Source organism: Lysinibacillus sp. FN11 (assembly GCF_024628845.1).
GTDB classification, from domain to species: Bacteria; Bacillota; Bacilli; order Bacillales_A; family Planococcaceae; genus Lysinibacillus; species Lysinibacillus capsici.
The window spans coordinates 1,984,569-2,006,819 of record NZ_CP102383.1; the positions used below are offsets into that span (position 1 = coordinate 1,984,569).

20 protein-coding genes, 1 pseudogene and 1 riboswitch are annotated in these 22,251 nt (G+C 37.5%); of the genes and pseudogenes, 7 read left to right on the top strand and 14 right to left on the bottom strand.

Annotated elements, in window-relative coordinates:
- Window positions 1–171: 171 nt before the first annotated feature.
- Both NP781_RS10625 and NP781_RS10630 read right to left on the bottom strand, forming a co-directional pair.
- Window positions 172–1,773, bottom strand: coding sequence for a DUF4179 domain-containing protein (locus tag NP781_RS10625; protein ID WP_257522525.1), 1,602 nt, complete (start codon window positions 1,771–1,773; stop codon window positions 172–174).
- Window position 1,774: 1 nt separating this feature from the next.
- Window positions 1,775–2,311, bottom strand: a complete 537-nt coding sequence (locus NP781_RS10630) for an RNA polymerase sigma factor (protein ID WP_257522236.1) — start codon at window positions 2,309–2,311, stop codon at window positions 1,775–1,777.
- A 396-nt stretch (window positions 2,312–2,707) separates the two neighbouring features.
- Between NP781_RS10630 and NP781_RS10635 the strand changes: the two genes are divergently transcribed.
- Window positions 2,708–3,175, top strand: coding sequence for a GNAT family N-acetyltransferase (locus NP781_RS10635; RefSeq protein WP_221683340.1), 468 nt, complete (start codon window positions 2,708–2,710; stop codon window positions 3,173–3,175).
- Between the two features lie 292 nt (window positions 3,176–3,467).
- Here the strand turns inward: NP781_RS10635 and catA are convergent, their stop codons facing one another.
- The 5 genes from catA to NP781_RS10660 form a co-directional block, all read right to left on the bottom strand.
- Window positions 3,468–4,118: a type A chloramphenicol O-acetyltransferase gene (gene catA, locus NP781_RS10640; protein WP_221680405.1), complete on the bottom strand. Its 651-nt coding sequence runs from the start codon at window positions 4,116–4,118 to the stop codon at window positions 3,468–3,470.
- Window positions 4,119–4,576: 458 nt separating this feature from the next.
- A complete protein-coding gene (locus tag NP781_RS10645) occupies window positions 4,577–5,119 on the bottom strand; it encodes a pyridoxamine 5'-phosphate oxidase family protein (RefSeq protein ID WP_004227952.1) in 543 nt (180 codons plus the stop codon).
- A 354-nt stretch (window positions 5,120–5,473) separates the two neighbouring features.
- Complete coding sequence (locus tag NP781_RS10650) at window positions 5,474–6,472, bottom strand: NADP-dependent oxidoreductase (RefSeq protein ID WP_257522237.1); 999 nt, start codon at window positions 6,470–6,472, stop codon at window positions 5,474–5,476.
- A 31-nt stretch (window positions 6,473–6,503) separates the two neighbouring features.
- Window positions 6,504–6,839 carry an ArsR/SmtB family transcription factor gene (locus tag NP781_RS10655; RefSeq protein WP_221682857.1) on the bottom strand — a complete coding sequence of 112 codons (336 nt, stop codon included), beginning with the start codon at window positions 6,837–6,839 and terminating at the stop codon, window positions 6,504–6,506.
- 189 nt (window positions 6,840–7,028) lie between these two features.
- Complete coding sequence (locus NP781_RS10660; RefSeq protein ID WP_221682858.1) at window positions 7,029–7,625, bottom strand: SCO family protein; 597 nt, start codon at window positions 7,623–7,625, stop codon at window positions 7,029–7,031.
- A 585-nt stretch (window positions 7,626–8,210) separates the two neighbouring features.
- Here NP781_RS10660 and NP781_RS10665 point away from each other — a divergent pair.
- The 5 genes from NP781_RS10665 (at window position 8,211) to NP781_RS10685 (ending at window position 12,747) form a co-directional block, all read left to right on the top strand.
- Window positions 8,211–8,546 (top strand): DUF485 domain-containing protein, encoded by a 336-nt coding sequence (locus tag NP781_RS10665; protein ID WP_004227946.1) that lies wholly within the window; start codon window positions 8,211–8,213, stop codon window positions 8,544–8,546.
- Entirely contained in the window at window positions 8,547–10,100 is a 1,554-nt protein-coding gene (locus NP781_RS10670; protein WP_004227944.1) for a solute symporter family protein, read from the top strand.
- A gap of 481 nt (window positions 10,101–10,581) precedes the next feature.
- A complete protein-coding gene (locus tag NP781_RS10675) occupies window positions 10,582–10,920 on the top strand; it encodes a DUF485 domain-containing protein (RefSeq protein WP_004227943.1) in 339 nt (112 codons plus the stop codon).
- Between the two features lie 8 nt (window positions 10,921–10,928).
- A complete protein-coding gene (locus NP781_RS10680) occupies window positions 10,929–12,473 on the top strand; it encodes a solute symporter family protein (RefSeq protein WP_221682965.1) in 1,545 nt (514 codons plus the stop codon).
- Window positions 12,474–12,570: 97 nt separating this feature from the next.
- The gene (locus NP781_RS10685) at window positions 12,571–12,747 is read left to right on the top strand and encodes a hypothetical protein (protein WP_221682859.1); all 177 of its coding nucleotides are present in this window, start codon (window positions 12,571–12,573) and stop codon (window positions 12,745–12,747) included.
- 25 nt (window positions 12,748–12,772) lie between these two features.
- Here NP781_RS10685 and NP781_RS10690 read toward each other — a convergent pair whose 3' ends face one another.
- The 7 genes and pseudogenes from NP781_RS10690 to parE all read right to left on the bottom strand — a co-directional run bounded on the left by NP781_RS10690 (window position 12,773) and on the right by parE (window position 21,080).
- Complete coding sequence (locus tag NP781_RS10690; RefSeq protein ID WP_257522526.1) at window positions 12,773–13,522, bottom strand: TatD family hydrolase; 750 nt, start codon at window positions 13,520–13,522, stop codon at window positions 12,773–12,775.
- Window positions 13,512–14,261 carry an ABC transporter ATP-binding protein gene (locus tag NP781_RS10695; RefSeq protein ID WP_221682860.1) on the bottom strand — a complete coding sequence of 250 codons (750 nt, stop codon included), beginning with the start codon at window positions 14,259–14,261 and terminating at the stop codon, window positions 13,512–13,514. The genes NP781_RS10690 and NP781_RS10695 overlap by 11 nt, the downstream gene beginning before the upstream one ends.
- Window positions 14,236–15,009, bottom strand: coding sequence for an ABC transporter permease (locus tag NP781_RS10700; RefSeq protein ID WP_257522238.1), 774 nt, complete (start codon window positions 15,007–15,009; stop codon window positions 14,236–14,238). The genes NP781_RS10695 and NP781_RS10700 overlap by 26 nt, the downstream gene beginning before the upstream one ends.
- A complete protein-coding gene (locus NP781_RS10705; protein WP_004227928.1) occupies window positions 15,009–15,299 on the bottom strand; it encodes a thiamine-binding protein in 291 nt (96 codons plus the stop codon). The genes NP781_RS10700 and NP781_RS10705 overlap by 1 nt, the downstream gene beginning before the upstream one ends.
- Before the next feature lies 1 nt (window position 15,300).
- Window positions 15,301–16,296, bottom strand: a complete 996-nt coding sequence (locus NP781_RS10710) for an ABC transporter substrate-binding protein (RefSeq protein ID WP_257522239.1) — start codon at window positions 16,294–16,296, stop codon at window positions 15,301–15,303.
- Between the two features lie 154 nt (window positions 16,297–16,450).
- Window positions 16,451–16,561, bottom strand: a riboswitch (TPP riboswitch).
- Between the two features lie 108 nt (window positions 16,562–16,669).
- Window positions 16,670–19,107, bottom strand: a pseudogene (parC, locus tag NP781_RS10715) (DNA topoisomerase IV subunit A).
- Window positions 19,104–21,080 (bottom strand): DNA topoisomerase IV subunit B, encoded by a 1,977-nt coding sequence (parE, locus tag NP781_RS10720; protein WP_004227922.1) that lies wholly within the window; start codon window positions 21,078–21,080, stop codon window positions 19,104–19,106. Before parE ends, parC begins: the two are co-directional and overlap by 4 nt.
- A 560-nt stretch (window positions 21,081–21,640) precedes the next feature.
- Between parE and plsY the strand changes: the two genes are divergently transcribed.
- Window positions 21,641–22,243, top strand: a complete 603-nt coding sequence (plsY, locus tag NP781_RS10725) for a glycerol-3-phosphate 1-O-acyltransferase PlsY (protein WP_221682864.1) — start codon at window positions 21,641–21,643, stop codon at window positions 22,241–22,243.
- The last annotated feature ends 8 nt before the right edge of the window (window positions 22,244–22,251 follow it).

A 22,251-nucleotide genomic window follows, 5' to 3' on the forward strand; every position in this document is an offset into this window, starting at 1 on the left:
GTCACTGCCGTTTCACTTACGTTACATAAAACATTTGTCACTGCCGTTTCACTTACGTTACATAAAACATTTGTCACTGCCGTTTCACTTACGTTACATAAAACATTTGTCACTGCCGTTTCACTTACGTTACATAAAACATTTGCTGAAAGAAGTTATACTGCAAACGATTTACTGTAAAACAATAGTTTTAGCTCGATCCTCATTGACAGTATAAAGGAAGAAGTTTAATGTAATATCTTTTTCTTTTATATTTTTAAATGTTTCTACTTGTTTGTGTGTTCTTAACACTCCGTCATTAGAACGAGTTTCAGCAAAGATTCTTTTGCCATTCTCATAAATAACATTTTGTGTGATACCTCCAAATTGCTCGTTCTTACTTTCTGATTCAACAATTAAATCATTACCTTTCGTATAGTAGGTAATATCAATTGGATACCCGTTTAATTCTGCATTTATAGTCTTTGGAACTTCAGAAATATTTCTTAGCTCTACTTTGTCTTGCTTTCCAGCTTCATAAGAAATCTTCGCATCATTTAAAGTAAGAGAAATTTCTTTATTCGTAATATCCTTTATCAGCCCCATTGTTTCAAAAGAAATATAATCTTTAAAATTATTTCCCGATAATTCCTGTTCACCAATTCGTAATTTAAACTGACGATAGTTGAAATGAGCTATATTAGAATTAGAATCTATATATTTTTCTTCAAAATAAAGCTTTACCTCACTCGGTGTAATAACAAGCTCGTTAAATCGAAGCTGCTGAGAGCCTATCTCAATTGTTTCGTCTATATCCATAACAAATGTAGATTTCTTAGCAAGATCCTGATTGTATTGGAAATCCAGGCTCCACGTATCTGGTTTATAACTTACTGTATCAGTATAACTTAAAAATACCCCTAATTTTTCTACCACTTCTTTTTGAATCTCTAGTGAATCACTACTTTTAATGACATTTGGTTTTGGACGTTTATGAGTAACGCCAAAACTCGCAATGTTTTCACCTTGAATTTTATAAGATAAATATGCGTTTTCTATGTTATTGGACTCTTCCAGATCGATAAGATAATCCAATGTATATTGCCCGTTTTGATATCCATTTGAAGTGAATTCTATATGTGATATTCCATCTTGATTAATAGTAATCTTTTCAGGGAATGCGTTCGATTGAACCACATCTTTTAACTCTACACTTTTCAACTGTGTCTCCTTTACACCTCCAAGTTGAAGTGTAACATTGCTGTTGTGCGGGATTCCCTCATCTGTATGTAGAATCCCTACTAATTGATCCGTTTCCTGATTATATACTGCGTTAGCCTCCAACTTTATTTCTTTTCCGTCATTTATTTTGAGTGATGCTTGTTCGAAATCTGCTGCATCGATTGGATAATCATGATCAATATCTAAGCTAAAGTTAATAGTAGTACCATTTTGATCTGAAATTACATTATGGATATTTAATACGCCAGCTTCGTTTTCTACAGTTTTATTGACTTCCTGTCCAAAGCCATTTTCTAAAGAAGTAATAACGCCTGTTCTATTCATATTTCGCATCCAGTCCAAGATTTCTGTTGTATATTTAGCAAATACAGGTGTGGCTGATAAAACAATTGTGAACATAATGGCGGTTAATATAACTTGTGGTTTATAGCTATGTTTTTTAGTTTTATAATTTTGATTTTGTTGTTTACGGATGATTTTACTCCACATTTCATTCTCATTAGGATAATCTACTTGATCGTACTTCACTTTTTCTTTTATTAAATCGTCCATATTATTCACGATGATCCCTCCATTCAAATAACAAATTTTCATCTACTTGGATAAACTCTTTCGTTAATTTTTTACCTTTAAAAAGCCTCGATTTAACCGTTCCCTCAGGGATTTTTAGAATTTCAGCGATTTCTCTATCTTTACAGTCATGCACATATTTCAATATCATTACCTTCCGTATACGAACAGGCAATTTGTTCATTAAGTCGACTAACTCACTTTTATTTTCATTGAGCTGTATTGTACGCTCAATATTTTGGGATTTGTCAACTCGTCTCAATGATAGGAATTCAAAATTTTCTTTTAATAGCAGTCTTTTCATTTTTTTTAAATAATTTCGAGACATATTCATAGAAATACTAAGTAACCAAGATTTTTGATTTTGTATAGATTGGAAATCTTCACTCAAAGCTTTTGCAAATACATCCTGACAAAGGTCCTCTGCATCGTATTTATTTTGAAGCATGTAATAGCAAGCTCTGAAGACGTCCTTATAATATGTTTGAAACAAGACCCTTTCATCGCTAATTTGTTCCATATTCCCACCTCCTTTTCCGTTTTCTACACAAGTAACAATTTAGCATTATAAATAGTTCATTTTTTCAAATGGATCATCTGCCTTCGAATTTGATTGGAGAAAGCACCTTATCTATTCAAAAACACTTATTTTAATTATAAATCTTCTTTAACTAACGGCGTGCTTACTTTAACAAGCAAAAGACAAATCACCGACTTGATATTCAGCAATCGGGCGCGATTCTGTAATAAGAATCAGTGCTCGTTATCAGTAAAGAGCCAGATTGTGGAGTAATACTACACTAATAAATTAGTATGAATGTTAAAATATAGATATATTTGTAGAAAGTTCACATAAATTTACTGAACAGTTCAGTGTATCAATTTTTTTACAAGTCATTCAAAATAGGAGATTAAAATGGATATTGTCTTAAAGAAAATGTCAGAAAAAGAATTTACAATTTATTTAGAAGATAAGGTAGAGAGATATAGCAAAGTTCAATCAGAATATGTCCATGAGGTAAGTAGCGAAGATCCTCTTTCAAAAGCACGTAAACAGTTATATAATCTACTTCCTCAAGGAATAGAAACCTCTAATCATCATTTATATAATATATATGAAGATGATTCGTTAATTGGATTTGTTTGGATAAAGGTTGAAAAGGAAAAGAAAAGTGCATTTCTTTATGAGATTTTTATTTTTGAAGAATACAGAGGTAAAGGTTTCGGGACTAGAGTGATGAAAAATATTGAGGAGTGGTTAGAACAGGAAGGAATTTATTACTTCAAACTTCATGTTTTTGGAAGTAATGAAGGGGCTAGGAAACTATATGAGGAACTCGGATTTGAAATAGCGGGAATAAATATGCTCAAAACTATCAACTGACATTTAGTAATTTGTTATATGGAAGTAACGAGGGCTTTAGTTGAATCACAACCTTCTACAATCGGGCGCAATTCTTATAAAAGGATTTGTGTCTTTTTAGTTAACATCTTTAAAAGCGGTTTTGCATACTTGAAAGAAATTGTTCAGTAACTTGAGTGGACATAGGAGGAAAGCATATAGACAATAATCTGATACAAGGAATACAAAATAATGCACATATACTACCTTGTTTTAGGAGCAGGTTAGTAAAAAACACCAACTAAAAGAAATTAGTCAGTGTTTCGTGTTTAATTTATACAAGAAACTCTAATTTATTTTCTACAAGAGTCTGAAATCTATCCATAAATAGTGCTGCATGGTAACCATCGCAGACAGAATGATGAACCTGCAAGGATAAAGGTAAATAAATATTACTAGTTTTATTGATAAACCTACCTGCAGTGATTATCGGCAAACAATAATTTGGGCTATTATTCACGTTTAAGTTAAAACCAGTAAAAGAAGTCCATGGAATCATAGAAATATTGACGACATTTTCAGGGATTGGTGTTTTAGGAAAAAGCTTTCCTATACCATTGAACTTCTCAGTATCAGAAATATAGTTCTCATAAAACTTTTTAAAACCTTCATCTGTATTTGTATAAATGGCTGAAAATAACTCTGATTTCTTATCAAAGATAGTATACATTGGGACTACCTTATCCCAGTATCCAAACTCTCCAGCAGAATTAAAGTTCATTCTAAAATGTTTATTTGAATTTGCTACATGAGTAATTAAAAAGATGAATACAGGATAGAATTTATATCCCTTATCTTTTGTAATTTTATAAAGTTTGGTAATATCAATAGTTCTGGTGATGCTAAAGCTCGTTTGTTGATTTAAAAAATGATTGAAAATTTCTTTTCGTTCCCAATTATTAATATCAATTTTATTGAATCTCATCTTATAAAGCCTCCTAAAATTTAAAATCTAGATAATTTTAGGAAGCTAATTTGACTGCTTTTTTCATCAGATCATTCCTTTTATTTTATATAAGTCAATCTTAACATATAATTACGGTTTCGATTATTAATTTAGATTTGCATAGCGAGTTTACTGCTAATCCAAAAACTACAGAACAATATGAGGACATCATGCAATAGCTTATTCAATAATAGGGCGCAACTGTGGAACAACATAGCTGAAAAATGATCAAACTTTTTTATAAAAATCTCATACTTATTTAAAGAGAGTAACTCCATTTTGATCAATTTTTCAAAATGGAGGTTTTGATGTTGCTATTTGCTATTAGATAAGGATTAAGGGCTATTTGTTAATCCATCTTTATTCCAAAGCTACATATCTGACTAGAGTTAGTGGTGCTTGCAGGGATTTGATGTACTAATTTCTGAAAACCAATACTATGTATGTGGGATTTTCTCAATATTGAACATCTCCCCTAAGGCAATTGGATTTTCTTTCGCGGTAATATGTTGAGGATCAATACGGTAAACTTGAACAGGCCCTCCGAAAACGGCTGATCGATATTTGTCCACGTGTTGCTGGGATAATGGGCGATTATAGTAACCAGGTACATATTTATTTATCATTTCTTGCAACATGTGTGTCGCTTCATCCAAATCGAAAATAGGCTGAGCCTTGCCAAAAACCATGACACTCATATAAGCGGTGTCCGTCTTTGCAGGTACTGGATTTGTAATGGTTCCATATTCATCACAAACCGTAAAGCAAACCTCTGGATTCTCTTCCATCACTTGATTTCGTCTCCCGCCAGTGGCTCCATGGAAATAAAGCACTCCATTTGTCCACACAAAATTAAGGGGGACAACATATGGCAGATGACCATCAACCATACCCAAATGCCCAATGCGAGCTTGCTGCAAAAATGCATCAATTTTGTTCTTGTCCAACACTTCTCTTACTTTATAACGTACCTTATCCATTGTTATCACTCCTACTTGTAGTATGATGTGATTTTATCAACCTTTGGATTGAATAAAAACGTCCATAACTACAGCAATTAAGCAATCCATTTTCCACTTAAAACAAAGACAAAACCACCGTTCGAACAAATAATGCTCAAACGATGGTTCTATTTTTTAGGAGATAGGTAATTATAAGCTTATTGGCTGACTAACTTTGCTATATTTGCCTTCAAAGAACGCAAGTGGTGAACCTTCGCTCATTTCACTATTGGACTACATCTATCCTACAAAAGCAGAAGCCTCTTATTTTATTGGAGGTTTGTGGTTATTACGTACTTTTCACTTAAACCTTGCTAAAATACAACATAAAGGCTATTTCATTTTTACGATGATCTTCCCTTTTGCTCTACCTGACTCCGCATATTCCATCGCCTTTTGAGCATCTTCAAATGAAAAAGTTCTATCAATGACTGGTTTGATTTTACCAGCTTCAATTAAATCGGCGATTATGCGTAATTGCTCGCCACTAGGTTTCATAAATAAGAAGGAATATTGAGCATGATATTTCTTTTCAAGTGAGGTCAATTTATGACTGGCTACTGAAAATAACAATGTTTTGTAAAATCCTGAACCATATTCTTTGGCGAAACGAGCATTCGGCCAACCTGATACGGATACAATTTTCCCACCATTCTTGATAATCTCGAAAGATTTTTCTAAGGTCTTTCCTCCGAGCGTATCAAAGACGGCATCATAATTTTTCAGTATAGCTTCAAAGCTTTCTTTCTTATAATTAATCACTTTATCTGCACCCAAAGATGTAACTAAGTTTGCACCAGCTTCGCTAGCTGTTGTTGCCACTGTGGCGCCCATTACCTTTGCTAGTTGAATAGCAAAGGTACCTACACCACCAGAACCAGCATGAATTAAAATCTTTTGACCTTTTTGTAATTGCATGATGTCATGTAAAGCTTGGTATGACGTTAAGCCAACCAGTGGGATTGATGCGGCTTCCTCAAAGCTCAACTTTTTAGGTTTTAGGGCTATGTCATCTTCATGAATCGAGATATATTCCGCAAAAGTACCAATTTTACTTTTCCTTGGACGTGCATAAATTTCATCTCCTACTTTAAATCGCGTCACTTTTTCGCCAACCTTTACGACGACCCCTGAAAAATCATTTCCAAGGATCAGTGGCATTTTATATTGGATTAACAGCTTCACTTTCCCATCACGGATTTTAAAATCAATTGGATTAATACTTGCTGCATGGATTTCAGCAAGCACCTCATATTCATTTATTTCAGGTGTAGGCACTTCTGCTAAGCGCATTGGGGCTTTGCCATATTGATCGATCACCATTGCTCTCATTGTTTTTTCCTCCAGATAATCTATTATATTGTCAATAAAATTCCGTTAACAACGTCTCAATATCCAAAACAAGATTTTTTAACGAACCTAGTTTTGTCCGTATATCTATATAGTAAAAGTTTTTTGTACCTTCTTTGCGCATTAAAATAACACCAGCATCTCGCAAAATTTTAAGATGATGTGACACAGCTGGTCGAGAAAGATGTGTTTGTTCCGTGATTTCTCCTACACGCAATCCCGTTTGACAATCTGTGCCCATTAAAACCATTAAAATGGCTTGTCTGGTTTCATCACCAATTGCTAATAGTACCTTTTGAGAATTTATAAAGTCATCCTTAATCAAGTTAAGCTGGTCCTGTTTATTCATTTAAATCCCTCCTCTTACTAATCAGTTGAATAGTTTAAGTTAATGAACCATTGATGCATATAACGATATAATATTGCTGTATTTGCTGCAATATTGGGAAAGTAAATCGAGACGAATGATTTTTAAAGGCGTACACCCTACTTTCCCCTCTTTCAATAAAAAAACACAGAAGTCACATGGACTTCTGTGTTATTTGCTCTCCTTAATAAGAGCCTTCATATCTCCAACGATTGTTTCAACTGGTACGTTTGTCGCGCCATCATAGTCTTTTACAACTGTGCCTTCTGCGTTTACTAAATAATAGCTCGACATATGTATGACTTGGTCTGAGTTAGGATCGTTTTTAACTAAGGAATTAAATGATTTACGTGCAAATTGTTCAATAAATTTTTGTTGATAGCCCGTTAGTAGCTGCCATTTGCTTTCATCTACAACATTATACGTATTTAAGTAATTTGTTAATACATCAGGCTTATCCACTTCTGGATCCACGCTAAATGCCACAATTTGATAATCTTCAAGGCCTTCATCCTGTAGTGCTTGTTGAACTTCTGTCATATTAAATGTCATGGGTGGACAGATTGTCGTACAGTTTGTAAAAATAAACATGGCTAACCAAGGCTTACCTTTAAGATCATCTAGGGTCACTTGTTCATTTTTTTGATTCGTTACTGTGAAATCTTGAACCTCGAGATTTAATGTTGGTTCAAACTTGTAACTACCGCAAGCAGCTAGAATGCTACTAAATGCTAGAACTAAAACTAGCAATATACTTTTCTTTGTCATTAGTGGTGCCCACTTCCCTTCATTTCATCACCTTATTTTATTCATTATAGAAGCTAAACACAAGATAATGGACTTACACCCAGATGGCTATTTGTATAACATGTGAACATTAACTGATTCTGGAATTCCGCCTCACTAATTCTTCCAAATGACACATCCTTTTTAAAAATTTTTTCATAGCTTTTTTTTATCATTTTCGTTATTTCCCAAAATCTCAGATTATTGTTATATAACAAATTATTTCTACTTAACTAGCTACTCTGGAATTTAATAGCAGAATAATAAAATACAGAAAATTCTCTTTTATGTTTGTATTTTCTCCTACATTCATTTTTATCAACAACAAACTATTTTAACAATATTATTTCATCAGAAAACCACACGCTCTTTTAAACAGAATTTTTCTAATAAATCCTTAATATTTCTATGTTATTTCCTCAAAACAGAAGTGACTAAAAATTATAAAAACTCAAAATTTAGTATTGCATTATAGGAATCTCCCCCATAAAATAAGTGAATATAACGACGAATGAAAAAGAAATATGTCGTTTAAAACAGAAATATATAACTTTAGGGGGAATAATAATGGCGAATGTTTCAAGCAAAAAACAGGCCCAATCAATTGATTATCATGCAATTGAAGCAATGGAATCGTTTAATAGCTTTGTAAAAAAGAAAAATACCTTTCTTTTCTCGATTACAGCAGTGTTTTTAATTCTTTATATCCTGCTTCCGATTCTTGCTTTCCAGCCTGTACTACAACAAAAATTCTTCGGAAATATAACGGGTGTATGGGTTTATTCTGCAGGACTATTTATCATGACCATTGTGCTTTGTACAGTATATGTAAAAAAAGCTGCTTCATTCGATAAAGCTGCAGCTGCTGTTCTTGCAGAGTATCAGGCGAAAGGTGGAAAATAAATGAACATCGTATCCATAGGTTTCTTTTTAGCTATTGTTGGCTTAACACTTGTTGTTACCTATATTGCAGCAAAGCGTACATCTTCTGCAGCTGATTTTTACACTGCTGGCGGTGGTTTAAAGGGGTGGCAAAACGGCTTTGCGATTGCTGGTGACTATTTATCTGCAGCAGCCTTTCTTGGGGTGTCTGGTGCAATTGCCTTAACTGGCTTTGATGGTTTCTTCTTCTCTGTAGGCTATGTAGTAGCGAATTTAGTACTGCTTTATGTCATTGCTGAGCCAATGCGAAACTTAGGCCGCTACACGTTAGCAGATATGTTAACGGCTCGTTTCAATGAAAAACGAATTCGTGGTGTGGCAGCGTCTGGTACCATTATTATCGTAATTCTTTATATGATTGCACAGCTAGTTGGTGCTGGTGCATTGATTAAGCTATTATTCGGTATTGAGTATTGGATTGCCGTTTTAATTGTCGGTGTTATGATGACAACTTATGTATTGTTTGGTGGTATGACAGCGACTTCTTGGGTGCAAATTATTAAAGCAAGTCTATTATTATTCGGGACAGGTCTATTAGCGGTTTTAGTGCTAATGAAATTTGACTTCTCTCTTATGAAGATGTTCGACACAATTGCAGTAGATCATGGCGAAAAGTTCCTTGTACCTGGAATTAAGTATACAAGCACAATCGACTCGGTTTCGATGATGATGGCTTTAGTTTTAGGAACATCTGGTTTACCACATATTTTAATGCGTTTCTTTACAGTAAAGGATGCAAAGACAGCACGTGCCTCTATTTCTTGGACAACTTGGATTACAGCCATTTTCTTCTCATTAACAATTTTCTTAGGGTTCGGTGCATTAAACTTTGTAGGTTTAGATCAAATTCTTGCTGAAAGTAAGGCTGGTAATACAGCTGCTCCGCTTCTTGCGCATTACTTAGGTGGAGATGTATTGATGGCGTTTATCGGCGCAGTGGCATTTGCGACTATTTTAGCTGTGGTTTCTGGTTTAGTACTAACAGGAGCTTCTGCCATTTCTCACGATATTTATGGAGAAATCATTAAGGGTGGTAAATTAACAGAGAAGCAACAGGTAGTAGCAGCTCGTACAGGCTCTATCTCCATTGCGATCGTGTCTATTATTCTTGCTCTGTTTGCACAAAACTTAAACGTTTCATTCCTAGTGTCATTCGCCTTTTGTATCGGTGCATCAGCAAACCTACCTGTGATCCTTTATACAATCTATTGGAAGAAATTTAATTCTACAGGTGCTGTAACTGCGATGGTAACGGGGCTAGTATCATGTTTAATTTTAGGAGCAATGGGACCAAATGTGTGGAGCCCTGTTGAAGGTGCAGCAATCTTTGTTGGACAACCACTTGTGCCACTTGCTGTTCCAGCGATTATTACAATTCCATTAGGCTTTATTGCTGGATACCTAGGTACTGTCCTTTCATCTAACAAAGTACCACAGGAAGAAGCAGAACGTATTTATAAAGAAATTCGTGTGAAAGCAAATACAGGTGTGTCTGTCTCTGATATTTCACATTAATATTTATACACCTTCTGCATAATGAATCCTAATTCAAAAAATGCAAAAAAATAGGCAAAAAATTCGATTTTTGGTCGAGTTTTTCGCCTTTTTTGTTATTCAATATCTACCAATTTATTTATCGAACAATATTATTTTACTTCCAAAAAACAGAAAAAATCCAATTTTCACTAGGTAAATAGTGTTTATTTTTAATTGAAAAAACAAGATTTTTTTGTAAATTTACCCTTGGTTTTTTGTCAAGAATCTAGATTTCTCTTCACTTCATTTATTTATCTGAATTTTCTAAAACCCTTTATATTCTTGGCTTTGCGCCATTTTTTCTCTCTTAGGAGTATTTTCTGAAAAATTTTTTTTACATAATTTTTCTGAAATGTATTGCAATTTTGTGAACTGTTTCATAAAATGAAAATGTGAATTCACTAAACTAGCAAAATCAAGTCTTGAGGTAGAAAAAATATACACAAAATGGGGAATGTTAATGGCGAACAATCAAGCAAAAAAAGGTATCGTGATTGACTATGATTCAATTGCAAATCAGGAATCATTTAAGTCTCTTGTACGAAGAAAGAACTCTTTTCTTTGGTCTATAACTGCCATATTTTTATCGGCATACATGTTGTTACCAATTCTGACATCGTACACGACAATTCTACACCAAAAGGCATTTGGGGAAATTACTTGGGTGTGGATCTATGCAGCAGGTCTCTTCATCATGACATGGGGGTTATGTCATTTATATGTAGCAAAAGCAAACAGCTTCGATAGAGAAGCAAAAGCGATTATCGCTGAATACGAGAACGGAGGTGGCCGCCGATGAGTAACGGAATGAGTTTTACAGCCATATTCTTCTTCGTAGGCATTGTTGGTTTAACATTAGTTATTACATGGTGGGCATCTAAACGTACATCTTCAGCAAGTGATTTCTACACTGCTGGTGGTGGCTTAACAGGCTGGCAAAATGGACTAGCTATCGCAGGTGACTATTTATCAGCAGCATCCTTCTTGGGTATCGCTGGTGCTGTAGCATTATTTGGATTTGATGGATTCTTCTTCTCTATTGGTTATTTAGTAGCTTACTTAGTGGTATTATATATCGTTGCTGAGCCATTACGTAACCTTGGGAAATTTACATTAGCTGACATGATTACAGCGCGTTTTGATAACGCCAAAGTTCGTGGAACAGCTGCTTTAAGCACTATTACAATTGTTTTATTCTACATGATTGCACAACTAGTTGGTGCAGGAGCACTTATTCAATTACTTTTAGGAATCGACTATTGGATCGCCGTATTAATCGTAGGATTTATGATGACAACTTACGTACTATTCGGTGGTATGACTGCAACATCTTGGGTACAAATTATTAAAGCTTGTCTTTTAATGTTGGGTACAGTTATTATTTCGTTCTTAGTATTAAAAGAGTTCGGCTTCAGTATCTCTACAATGTTTAAAGAAATGACAACGGTTACTGACAGTGGCGCTGCTTATTTAAACCCAGGTCTTAAATATACAAATGGACTTGATACAATCTCTATGTTAATTGCGTTAGTATTAGGTACTGCGGGTCTTCCACATATCTTAATGCGTTTCTTCACAGTAAAAGACGCGAAAACAGCTCGTTCATCTGTTATTTGGGCTACTTGGATCGTAGGTATCTTCTACGTTCTAACAATTTTCTTAGGCTTCGGTGCAGCAGCATTCGTTGGGAAAGAAGATATTATCGCAGCAAACGCTGCTGGTAACATGGCTGCCCCACTTCTTGCAGAAGCACTTGGTGGCGACATTCTATTCTCATTCGTTTGTGCAGTAGCATTCGCAACAATTTTAGCGGTAGTAGCAGGTCTTGTACTATCTGGTGCATCTGCCCTATCTCATGATATTTATGGACAAATTATCAAAAAGGGTAAAATTACAGAAAAAGAGCAAGTTCTTGCAGCTCGTATCGGTTCGATTACAATCGCTGTTATTTCTATCCTATTAGCACTTGGTGCACAAACATTAAACGTGGCATTCTTAGTATCTTTAGCATTCTGTATTGCAGGTTCTGCTAACCTTCCAGTTATTATTTACACAATTTATTGGAAACGCTTCAATACAACAGGTGCTGTTACTGCGATGTTAACAGGTTTAATCTCTGCATTAGTATTAGTTGCTATGTCTCCAAACGTTTGGAATCCAGTTGAAGGTAAGGCAATTTTCGTTGGTGATCCATTAATTATGTTAACGAACCCAGCCATAATCTCTGTACCACTTGGTTTCCTTGGTGGTTTCATCGGCACATTAATTTCTAAAGAAACAGATGATGCGAAGTATCGTGAAGTTGACGTTAAAGCAAACACAGGTATTTCTGTACAGGACGTATCTCACTAATACACTCGACAGCCTCGTAAGTATTTTGCTTACGAGGTTTTACTTTTTCTTCCCTTTTCGCTACTATAGAATTAAAAATGAATTGGAGGCGATGCTCATGTCACAATCTAAAGCTAAAAAGAAGCGGATGCACATTAAACGCACCGTTGGTAAAGATGTTGAAAAAAATCGACAATCTATCTCTTTTAGTACACATGAACGTCTAACGAAAACAAAAAACGAAAAATTAGCGCATGATTATACGAAATATAAAAAGCAGTATAAGGACGAATAACTCGTACCTATACTGCTTTGTCCTATTAAAGCCGATAAAATGTTTTCGTGTTTTGCGTAATAATTTTGGCCGCTTCCTGTGTTGATAGCCCTTTGATGGAGGCAATCACCTCAATCGTTGAGTGCATCATCCAGGGAGATGTACGCTTCTTCGTAAACGGTCCCTCAAACGGCCAAGGACCATCCGTTTCTACCATCATCAAATCAATCGGATACGCATCAATTAGCTGTTGAATTTCCTCTTCATACAAGCAATCTGGGGTTATGGAAATAAAATAACCACGCTCTATCATGCGCTTCACAATAGCTTCATCCCCTTTAAACCAATGAAAATGGGCTTCGTGAAGCTGATGCTTTTCCAGCAAATCACACACAACATGGGCGTCCTCATATACTGCGTGTAACACAATTGGCATGTTCAGTTCCTTCGCCAATACAACAAAACGCTCTAATAACGCCACATAGGGACGTTCATCAATCCCTTGCTCTTGTCTTAAATAATAAGGTAGACCCACCTCACCAATAGCAACCATGTCATCCTGATGCGAACGAATCCAATCGAATAATGCTGCCTCATCATTTGGACTTAGTAAAGGCTGTTCAGGATGAAAGCCAAAAGCAGCCTTTACTTGCTGATAGCTATTCGATAAACGCAACGTTCTTTCACAAGAGGAAAGTTGCATACTAACCGCAATTACAGCTTTCACCTCTTCTAATAAGGAGGGAATTTCCTCATCGGTGTACTGATCCAAATGAATATGCGCATCAATCAACATACATATCACCCTTTTCCTCCTGTAAATACATAAATAATTGTTGCTTTAACGCTGTGAATGCTGCAGAATGTCGAATTTCCTCTTTCCGAGGTCTCTCAAATGGCACGATGATTTCCTTTTTAACGGTTGCTGGACGTTTGGTTAAAACAAGTATGCGATCTGCTAAAAAGAGAGCTTCCTCAATACTATGTGTAACAAATAGAATGGATTTGCGATACTCTTCCCAGATAGATAAAAGCCATGCTTGCATTTCCAGTCGAGTAAATTCATCCAACGCAGAAAATGGTTCGTCTAAGCATAAAATCGGCTTTTCACTGACCATTGCTCGAATAAAGGACACACGCTGCTGCATACCTCCAGACAGTTCGTTCGGGTAGGCATGGATAAAGGAGGCAAGACCAACCTTTTCTAACCATTCCTTGGCACGTTCAACATTCGGTTTATGCTGTAATTCCTCTACAAGCGTGACATTTTCTACTATTGTGCGCCAGGGTAATAGACATGGCTGCTGTGGCATATAGCCAATCGTTCCTTTTTTTCGTTGGATATCCTCTCCATTTAGTAAAATGGCTCCTTGATCAATTGGCGAAACACCACCAATTAATTGAAAAAGTGTGCTCTTACCACTGCCTGAAGGACCAACAATGGCCACAAACTCGCCATCCTTTACGTCAAAAGAAAGTTGATCAAGTACTTTTAGTGCATCGAAGGATTTAGCGATGTTTTGAATGCTGAGCATGATAGCCTCTTCCCTTCACCATAAATTTTTCAATTAAACGAATACCGCTAAACAATAGTAAGCTCAAGAGAACAATCGCAAAAATTGCTACAAATACGCGATCTGTACGGAAGGAGGACTGGGCTAGGGTCATGTAAACACCAATACCCTTTTTTGCTCCAAGCCACTCCGCAATCACAGCCCCCATCACACTATATGTAGCCGCAATTTTAATGCCTGAAAAAATCGCAGGATAGGCATAAGGCCATTCCAGCTTCCAAAAGGTTTGTGCCTTTGTAGCACCAACCATGGCAAAATAATGCTTTAATGCTAGAGCTGTTTGTCTAAATCCATCCATCGCTGCAATGACAATCGGGAAAAAGCACACAAGACAGATAATGATAAGCTTCGGTAATAAGCCAAAGCCAAACCAAATAATAAGTAGCGGTGCCAAGACTAGAATAGGAACATTCTGCGACATAATAAGAATTGGATAAAACAGTTCTCGAATAAAATTAAATCGATGCAACACTACTGCCACCGTTAGCCCACAAGCGATGCCAATGGCCAAACCTAGTAGAGCTAGCTGTACCGTAGCAAATGCATGTGGTAGAAAGGTTTGATACGAACGGATGGACTCCGACAAAATACTACTGGGTGCGGGTAATAACCAATGAGGAATTTCAGCGAACCGCACGATTAGTTCCCATATGAATAAGAGGAAGGCGATAAAAATTATCGTCCTTCCCTTGTGTAATGCACGTTTCATTACTGATATTTCTCCGTTAATGTATCCATCGTAATACCCGTTGGCTGATATAAAATTTTCACTTGTGTAATGACATTGATGGCACCAAGCTCGATCATCTTCTCATTCATTTTTTCAATGATTTGGAGCAATGTTGAAAGCTCACCCTCCATCGTTGTTTCCAATGGATGAACCTCATATTTCACCCCAGAAGCATCGATCACCGCAATTGCTGCATCTACATACGGTATCACATCTTCATATTTCTCTGTCTTCGGAATGATTTGTACACTGATTAATGAATTTGCCATCTTATTTGGCCTCCTTTTTAGGTAAGAACTCATTAGTAAAGGCTTTTTTCGCATCAAATTCGCCCTCTAGTACTTGATTGCTAGACATCCATTTCGCATAATTTTCCCACACAGAAAGCTTTTGCTCTCCCCATTGCTTGGCATCATCCTGGTATTTATCAGCCAGCCATTCCTGACTTTTATGCACTAACGCTTTATCTAAATCAGGGGCCGCTTCGATTAAAATATCCGCCGCTTCACTTGGGTTTTCAATTGCGTATTCATAGCCCTTCGCTGCCGCTGCCACAAAGGCTTTGACTACATCGGGGTTGTCCTGTATCATTTTTTCATTTGTAACTAAAACGGGCGTATAATAATCTAATTGATCACTATAATCTGTAAGATATAGCATATTAATCTTTTCCCCACGCAGCTCAGCCTCAATACCAGTCCATGCATAATAAATCCAAGCAAAATCAATGTCTTTTTCCATCATTGTGAAGAAATCTAAATCCCCTGCATTGACAATATCTAGCTTATTAATATCTGCCTTTTCTTTTTGCATTAGTGATTGTAAGACGGCTTGCTCTAATGGCGCACCCCAACCACCATAGGTTTTACCTTCAAAATCCTTTGGCGATGTAATGCCCTTTGAAGCAATAGAAGCAAAGCCAGATGTATTATGCTGTATAATTGCTGCGATTGAGACCAGCGGCACATCCTGTACTCGTGCCTGTGTTATGCCTTCCTGATAGCTCACGCCAAAATCCGCCTTTCCAGAAGCAACAAGCTGATCTGCACCCGCCTCACCAGGCATAATAATATCAACATCTAAGCCCTGTTCCTCAAAATAACCGAGTTTTTTTGCAACATATAGTCCTGTATGATTTGTATTCGGCGTCCATTCCAGTACCACAGACACCTTTTTCAGCTTGTCAGCAGCCTGCTTATCCTCCTTGTCACTACAGCCTGCTAATGTTAATAGTGCTACCATTAGAATAAATAACCATTTCTTCATGTGAAAGCCTCCCAGTTTGTAATATGAAAGTGTTCATGAATGAATGTTGTCACCAGAAGAAAGCGTATACAATGTTGGCAAGCTGTTGCTTGAAAACATAAAAAAACGCCTAGGATTCCTCCCAGACGTATTGCAATCAATCTTCAAAACTTTGCTTTTTTGAATAGATGTTCCCTACGCTGGTACGAGCCAAATCAGGTTCAAAGGGTCAGCGTCTATCGGACACAATCTCAGCTAGCAATTACTAGCCCCCCTACATTCTTTCGCTATGAACTTTTCGATGATTATTATACCCATAGTTTCACTTAAATGACAAGGTGCTATTTTTGAAATGAGCTTAAAGCCCAGCACTCCTAAGAGACTGGGCATTCTTTTAGCTTGGTTTCTGTTCTTTTTTGGCTGTGACAACATGAGAGATTGCCCCATCTGTTGCAATATCCACTTTAAATGAACCGTTGGAATGGCGATCCGCACGAGACAATGCTTGCACGTCAATCACCTCTTGAACACCTTTTTCAGTTTCAATCACAACCTGCTCCCCGTCTGTTGCTTGAACAACTGCCACAATTCGGTGAGGGTTTGCTTTTAACTCTGTTAATACTTTTAGTCCACGTTTTGCACGACCTGCTACTTCAACTTCAGCGACATTCATTTTCTTCACGGCCCCACGCTGTGTCACAATCACTACATATTGGGTAACATCAGGCTGTAATACATTGACGCCAACTAAGGCTTCTCCATCTTTTAGTGTGATCCCTTTCACACCGCCTGTTTTCACACCTGTCACAGGTAGTTCCTCCATTGGGAAACGAATTGCATAGGCTGTATCCGTTGTGAGCATCAGCTCCACGTCATCTGTTACAAACGATGCATAGATCATCGCATCACCAGCCTTGACGTTCATCGTTTTAATAGGCTTTGAATAACGTGTCACTGCATAGTCTACGAGTGGTGAGCGCTTAATTTGACCATCTTTTGTGGCTGTGAAGACATACGTATTTGGCTGTTCAAATGTTTCGAAGCCATAAACCGCAATAATCGATTCATCTTCCCCTGTTGGGACAATACTTGAAATATGCTGGCCGAGATCCTTCCAACGTATATCAGGCAGCTCATGAACAGGCTGATAAATATAATTGCCTCGATTTGTGAACAGCAATAGATGGTGCTGTGTATTTAAGTTTGCTTCATACAATAAATAATCTGAATCCTTCATGGCAAAATCTTGCCCATTTGAAGCGGCATGAGAACGTGTGGATGTGCGTTTAATATAACCATCCTTCGTTACTGTTACGACAACCTCCTCACTTGGCACAAGGACATCCAATGTAATTTTAATTTCTTCAATTTCTTGCTCAATCTTCGAGCGGCGAGGCTCTGTAAAGCGTTTCTTAATATCAAGCAGCTCTTGTTTAATAACACGCACAAGCTTAGCCTCACTTTGTAGAATCCCCTCTAGCTTGGCAATTAACTTATCTAACTCGTCCTGTTCCTGACGAAGCTCTGTAATATCCGTATTCGTTAAACGGTATAATTGCAGGCTTACAATGGCCTCTGCCTGTACTTCTGTAAAATCAAACTTCTCTTGTAAATTAAGCTTTGCATCCTTCTTATCATTAGAAGAACGAATCGTCGCAATGACTTCATCTAAAATCGAAAGAGCTTTAATTAATCCATCTACAATATGAGAACGGTCCTTTGCCTTTTGCAAATCATAAATGGAGCGGTTTGTTACCACTTCTTTTTGATGGGCAATATACGCATCTAGCAATAATGGCAATGTCATCATCGTTGGACGACGATTATGAATGGCAATCATATTAAAATTATAAGCTACCTGTAAATCCGTTGTTTTAAACAAGTACTGTAAAATTCCTTGTCCTGGTACATCCTTTTTCAGCTCAATTACCACTCGTAAGCCTGTACGGTCTGATTCATCACGAATTTCCGCAATGCCTTCTAGTCGTTTATCTACACGTTGCTCATCAATTTTTTTACAAGATTCGCTTTATTTACATCATATGGTAACTCAGTGATAACAATTTGCTCTTTACCACCCTTGATTGGTTCAACAACTGCTTGTGCACGGACGATGATTTTACCACGACCTGTTTCGTATGCCTTTTTAATGCCATCAACACCTTGAATGATGCCACCCGTTGGGAAATCAGGCCCTTTCATCACTGTCATCAATTCATCTACAGTAACATTAGGCTTGTCTAAGCGCATCAACACAGCATCCAGTACTTCATCTAAGGCATGTGGCGGAATATCTGTCGCATAGCCAGCGGAAATCCCTGTAGAGCCGTTGACTAAAAGGTTAGGAAAACGTGCTGGTAAAACAGTTGGCTCCATATCCTGATCATCAAAGTTTGGTACAAACTCGACCGTTTTCTTGCCAATATCTCGTAGCATTTCAGCAGCAATAGCAGATAGTCTTGCCTCTGTATAACGCATCGCAGCTGGAGGATCGCCATCGACTGACCCATTGTTCCCGTGCATCTCAATGAGCATATGACGTGCCTTCCAGTCCTGACTCATCCGTACCATCGCTTCATACACAGAGCTATCGCCGTGCGGATGATAGTTACCAATTACGTTACCCACTGTTTTTGCGGATTTACGGAACGGTTTATCATGTGTGTTGCCCTCCGTAAACATCGCATATAGAATACGGCGCTGTACTGGTTTAAGACCGTCACGTGCATCAGGCAACGCGCGGTCTTGAATAATATATTTACTATAGCGACCAAAACGGTCACCCATCACTTCTTCTAACGGTAAATCTTGGAACTTTTCTGTACTACTCATGCTTGGTCCTCCTCTTGTTGGATGAATTCATTCTCTAGAATGTTAGAATCATCCTCCATACCGAAGTCTACATTGGCTTCGATCCATTTACGACGTGGCTCTACCTTATCGCCCATTAACGTCGTGACACGTCTCTCCGCACGTGCACCATCCTCGATTGTGACACGAATCAATGTCCGTGTTTCAGGGTTCATCGTTGTGTCCCATAGTTGGTCTGCATTCATCTCGCCAAGACCTTTATAGCGCTGTAATATGTAACCCTTGCCAACCTTTTTGATGGCCTTTTGTAAATCGCTTTCTGTCCAAGCATATTCAATGATTTCTTTTTTTCCAGTACCTTTTGAGACTTTATAAAGCGGCGGTAGTGCGATATAGACCTTCCCAGACTCAATAAGTGGACGCATATAACGATAGAAGAATGTTAATAGCAAGACTTGAATATGTGCCCCGTCCGTATCCGCATCGGTCATGATGACTACTTTATCGTAGGCAGAATCCTCCACCGCAAAATCCGTACCAACACCTGCTCCAATCGCATGGATAATCGTTGAAATTTCTTCGTTTTTCATAATATCTTGTAGTTTGGCTTTTTCTGTGTTGATTACTTTCCCGCGCAATGGCAGGATCGCTTGGAATGTACGGTCACGACCTTGTTTAGCAGAGCCACCCGCAGAATCACCCTCGACTAAATACAGCTCATTTTTTGCCGCATTACGTGACTGAGCTGGCGTTAATTTTCCAGATAGAATCGTACTACCCTTTTTGTTTTTCTTGCCATTTCGTGCATCCTCACGCGCTTTACGAGCTGCTTCACGCACTTGCTGCGCTCGAATCGCTTTACGAACAAGAGAAGCTGATAACTCTGCATTTTCCTCTAGCACATACAAAATTTGCTCAGACACTACGCTATCCACAGCAGAACGAGCCTCACTTGTCCCAAGCTTGCCCTTTGTTTGTCCTTCAAATTGCAGTAAATGCTCTGGAATACGAACAGACACGATCGCTGCTAAGCCCTCACGAATATCTGTCCCCTCAAGGTTTTTATCCTTGTCCTTTAACAAGCCAATTTTTCTTGCATATTCATTAAAGACACGTGTCAATGCTGCCTTTGCACCCGTTTCATGTGTACCACCATCACGTGTACGGACATTATTAACGAATGATAAAATCGTTTCTGAATAACCATCGTTATACTGGAAAGCGAACTCTACTTCGATTTCATCCTGTACGCCTTCTACATATTTTACTGGATGAAGGACATCTTTTTCCTCATTCAAATACGCAACGAAAGCCTCGATGCCATTCTCATAAAAGAACACATCGCTCTTGCCCTCCTCGCGCTCATCAATTAATTCAATTTTTAAGCCCTTTAATAAAAAGGCTGATTCGCGTAATCGTTCTGCTAACGTATCATAATTGAATTTTGTGACAGAGAAAATTGTTTCATCTGGTAGGAAATGAACAAGCGTTCCTGTCTGCTTGGTCTGCCCAATATTTTCAAGTGTTGTGACAGGCTGTCCTCCATGCTCAAAGCGTTGACGATACTTTTTACCATCGCGATGAATTGTCACCTCTAAAAATGTTGAGAGCGCATTCACAACGGAAGAACCAACACCATGTAAACCTCCACTTGTTTTATAGCCACCTTGACCAAATTTGCCACCAGCGTGTAACACAGTAAAAATAATTTCTGGTGTCGGTTTGCCCATTTTATGCATACCGGTTGGCATCCCACGTCCAAAGTCGCGCACACTCATACTTTGATCTTTATGAATTGTGACAATAATATGAGATCCAAAGCCAGCCAGTGCTTCATCTACCGCATTATCTACGATTTCATACACAAGGTGATGAAGTCCACGGCCATCCGTCGAACCGATATACATGCCAGGTCGTTTGCGTACCGCTTCTAATCCTTCTAATACTTGTATAGCGTCATCATTATAGACGCTAGGTGACTGTTTATTCGTCAAAAAAATTCCCCTCCAAAAAACAAACACATGTTCTATTTATGTTCTCATCCTAATAATAATAGCATTTCCTGTCAATAGCTAGCGACAGGTCCAATAAAATTTTAAAATTTGCTCACAGTTTTGATTATTTTTATCAATAGTAAACATCTTCAACAGTTGCTTAAAATTGGTATTTGAGCAAGACAGACTGCTTCTAGCTTCCATCATCATTTGACGCATTGAAGCCTACTAAGTTGCAAAATATAGTTGTGATGCTTGCAAATAGAAGCACACTACCTCGTGCCTTGCGATTAAACAGGATAAAGTTAGACTTCTATTCTACCAAAGGAATGAGCGATTGACAAAATTGCCATTTTGCCTATATTTTTATAAAGGTTTTAGCGCTTCCTACAAATTTATGTCTAAAAGCCAAGTCCTCGCTAATAGATTCTCTTTTGTATTGATTCAAGACTTCGGATGAAATCTCCTTCTAACATTGTAGATTAGCAAGAAAAAGTGTAAAATACTTGTTACAAACTATTAGTACCAAGTGATGGACTATGAATGAAAGGAGTCCAACTATGATCAATGGACTTATTATTTTATGTGCTTATCTAATCGGCTCTATACCTTCTGGATTATGGATAGGCAAAATTTTTTATAATACCGATATTCGTGAACACGGGAGCGGTAATCTTGGTGCAACCAATACTTTTAGAACATTAGGGAAAAAGGCTGGTATTATTGTTACGATAATGGATGTCTTAAAAGGGACTGCCGCTGTCTTACTCGTGACACTTCCCGTTTTCTCTGATACTACACTCCACCCTTTATTACTGGGGCTTGTCGCCGTAATCGGTCATATGTTCCCAATCTTCGCCAACTTCCGTGGTGGGAAAGCTGTGGCAACGTCAGCGGGTGTATTATTAGGCTATTCTTGGCCACTCTTTGTCCTACTATTTATTACCTTTATTGTGACATTAAAAATCACAAAAATCGTCAGCTTAACATCAATGATAGCCGCTTTAGTAGCGCTTATCTATGCAATCGTTTATTATTTTATAACAGGTGACTTTGCATTAGGCATCTTGGTAGCCTTTTTATTTACCTTTATTATTTATCGTCACCGTGCCAATATTGCTCGTATTAAAAACGGCACAGAACCAAAGGTAAAATGGCTGTAGGAAGAGAG

Excerpts from the sequence above, each read along its gene's own strand:
- NP781_RS10655 (WP_221682857.1), bottom strand. The coding sequence starts at position 6,839 with ATGAATAAACAGGACCAGCTTAACTTGATTAAGGATGACTTTATAAAT.
- catA (WP_221680405.1), bottom strand. The coding sequence starts at position 4,118 with ATGAGATTCAATAAAATTGATATTAATAATTGGGAACGAAAAGAAATT.
- NP781_RS10635 (WP_221683340.1), top strand. The coding sequence starts at position 2,708 with ATGGATATTGTCTTAAAGAAAATGTCAGAAAAAGAATTTACAATTTAT.
- NP781_RS10675 (WP_004227943.1), top strand. The coding sequence starts at position 10,582 with ATGGCGAACAATCAAGCAAAAAAAGGTATCGTGATTGACTATGATTCA.
- NP781_RS10705 (WP_004227928.1), bottom strand. The coding sequence starts at position 15,299 with ATGGCAAATTCATTAATCAGTGTACAAATCATTCCGAAGACAGAGAAA.
- NP781_RS10660 (WP_221682858.1), bottom strand. The coding sequence starts at position 7,625 with ATGACAAAGAAAAGTATATTGCTAGTTTTAGTTCTAGCATTTAGTAGC.
- NP781_RS10650 (WP_257522237.1), bottom strand. The coding sequence starts at position 6,472 with ATGAGAGCAATGGTGATCGATCAATATGGCAAAGCCCCAATGCGCTTA.
- NP781_RS10700 (WP_257522238.1), bottom strand. The coding sequence starts at position 15,009 with ATGAAACGTGCATTACACAAGGGAAGGACGATAATTTTTATCGCCTTC.
- NP781_RS10695 (WP_221682860.1), bottom strand. The coding sequence starts at position 14,261 with ATGCTCAGCATTCAAAACATCGCTAAATCCTTCGATGCACTAAAAGTA.
- NP781_RS10630 (WP_257522236.1), bottom strand. The coding sequence starts at position 2,311 with ATGGAACAAATTAGCGATGAAAGGGTCTTGTTTCAAACATATTATAAG.
- NP781_RS10690 (WP_257522526.1), bottom strand. The coding sequence starts at position 13,522 with ATGTTGATTGATGCGCATATTCATTTGGATCAGTACACCGATGAGGAA.
- NP781_RS10685 (WP_221682859.1), top strand. The coding sequence starts at position 12,571 with ATGTCACAATCTAAAGCTAAAAAGAAGCGGATGCACATTAAACGCACC.
- NP781_RS10680 (WP_221682965.1), top strand. The coding sequence starts at position 10,929 with ATGAGTTTTACAGCCATATTCTTCTTCGTAGGCATTGTTGGTTTAACA.
- NP781_RS10665 (WP_004227946.1), top strand. The coding sequence starts at position 8,211 with ATGGCGAATGTTTCAAGCAAAAAACAGGCCCAATCAATTGATTATCAT.
- NP781_RS10645 (WP_004227952.1), bottom strand. The coding sequence starts at position 5,119 with ATGGATAAGGTACGTTATAAAGTAAGAGAAGTGTTGGACAAGAACAAA.
- NP781_RS10710 (WP_257522239.1), bottom strand. The coding sequence starts at position 16,296 with ATGAAGAAATGGTTATTTATTCTAATGGTAGCACTATTAACATTAGCA.
- plsY (WP_221682864.1), top strand. The coding sequence starts at position 21,641 with ATGATCAATGGACTTATTATTTTATGTGCTTATCTAATCGGCTCTATA.
- NP781_RS10670 (WP_004227944.1), top strand. The coding sequence starts at position 8,547 with ATGAACATCGTATCCATAGGTTTCTTTTTAGCTATTGTTGGCTTAACA.
- NP781_RS10625 (WP_257522525.1), bottom strand. The coding sequence starts at position 1,773 with ATGGACGATTTAATAAAAGAAAAAGTGAAGTACGATCAAGTAGATTAT.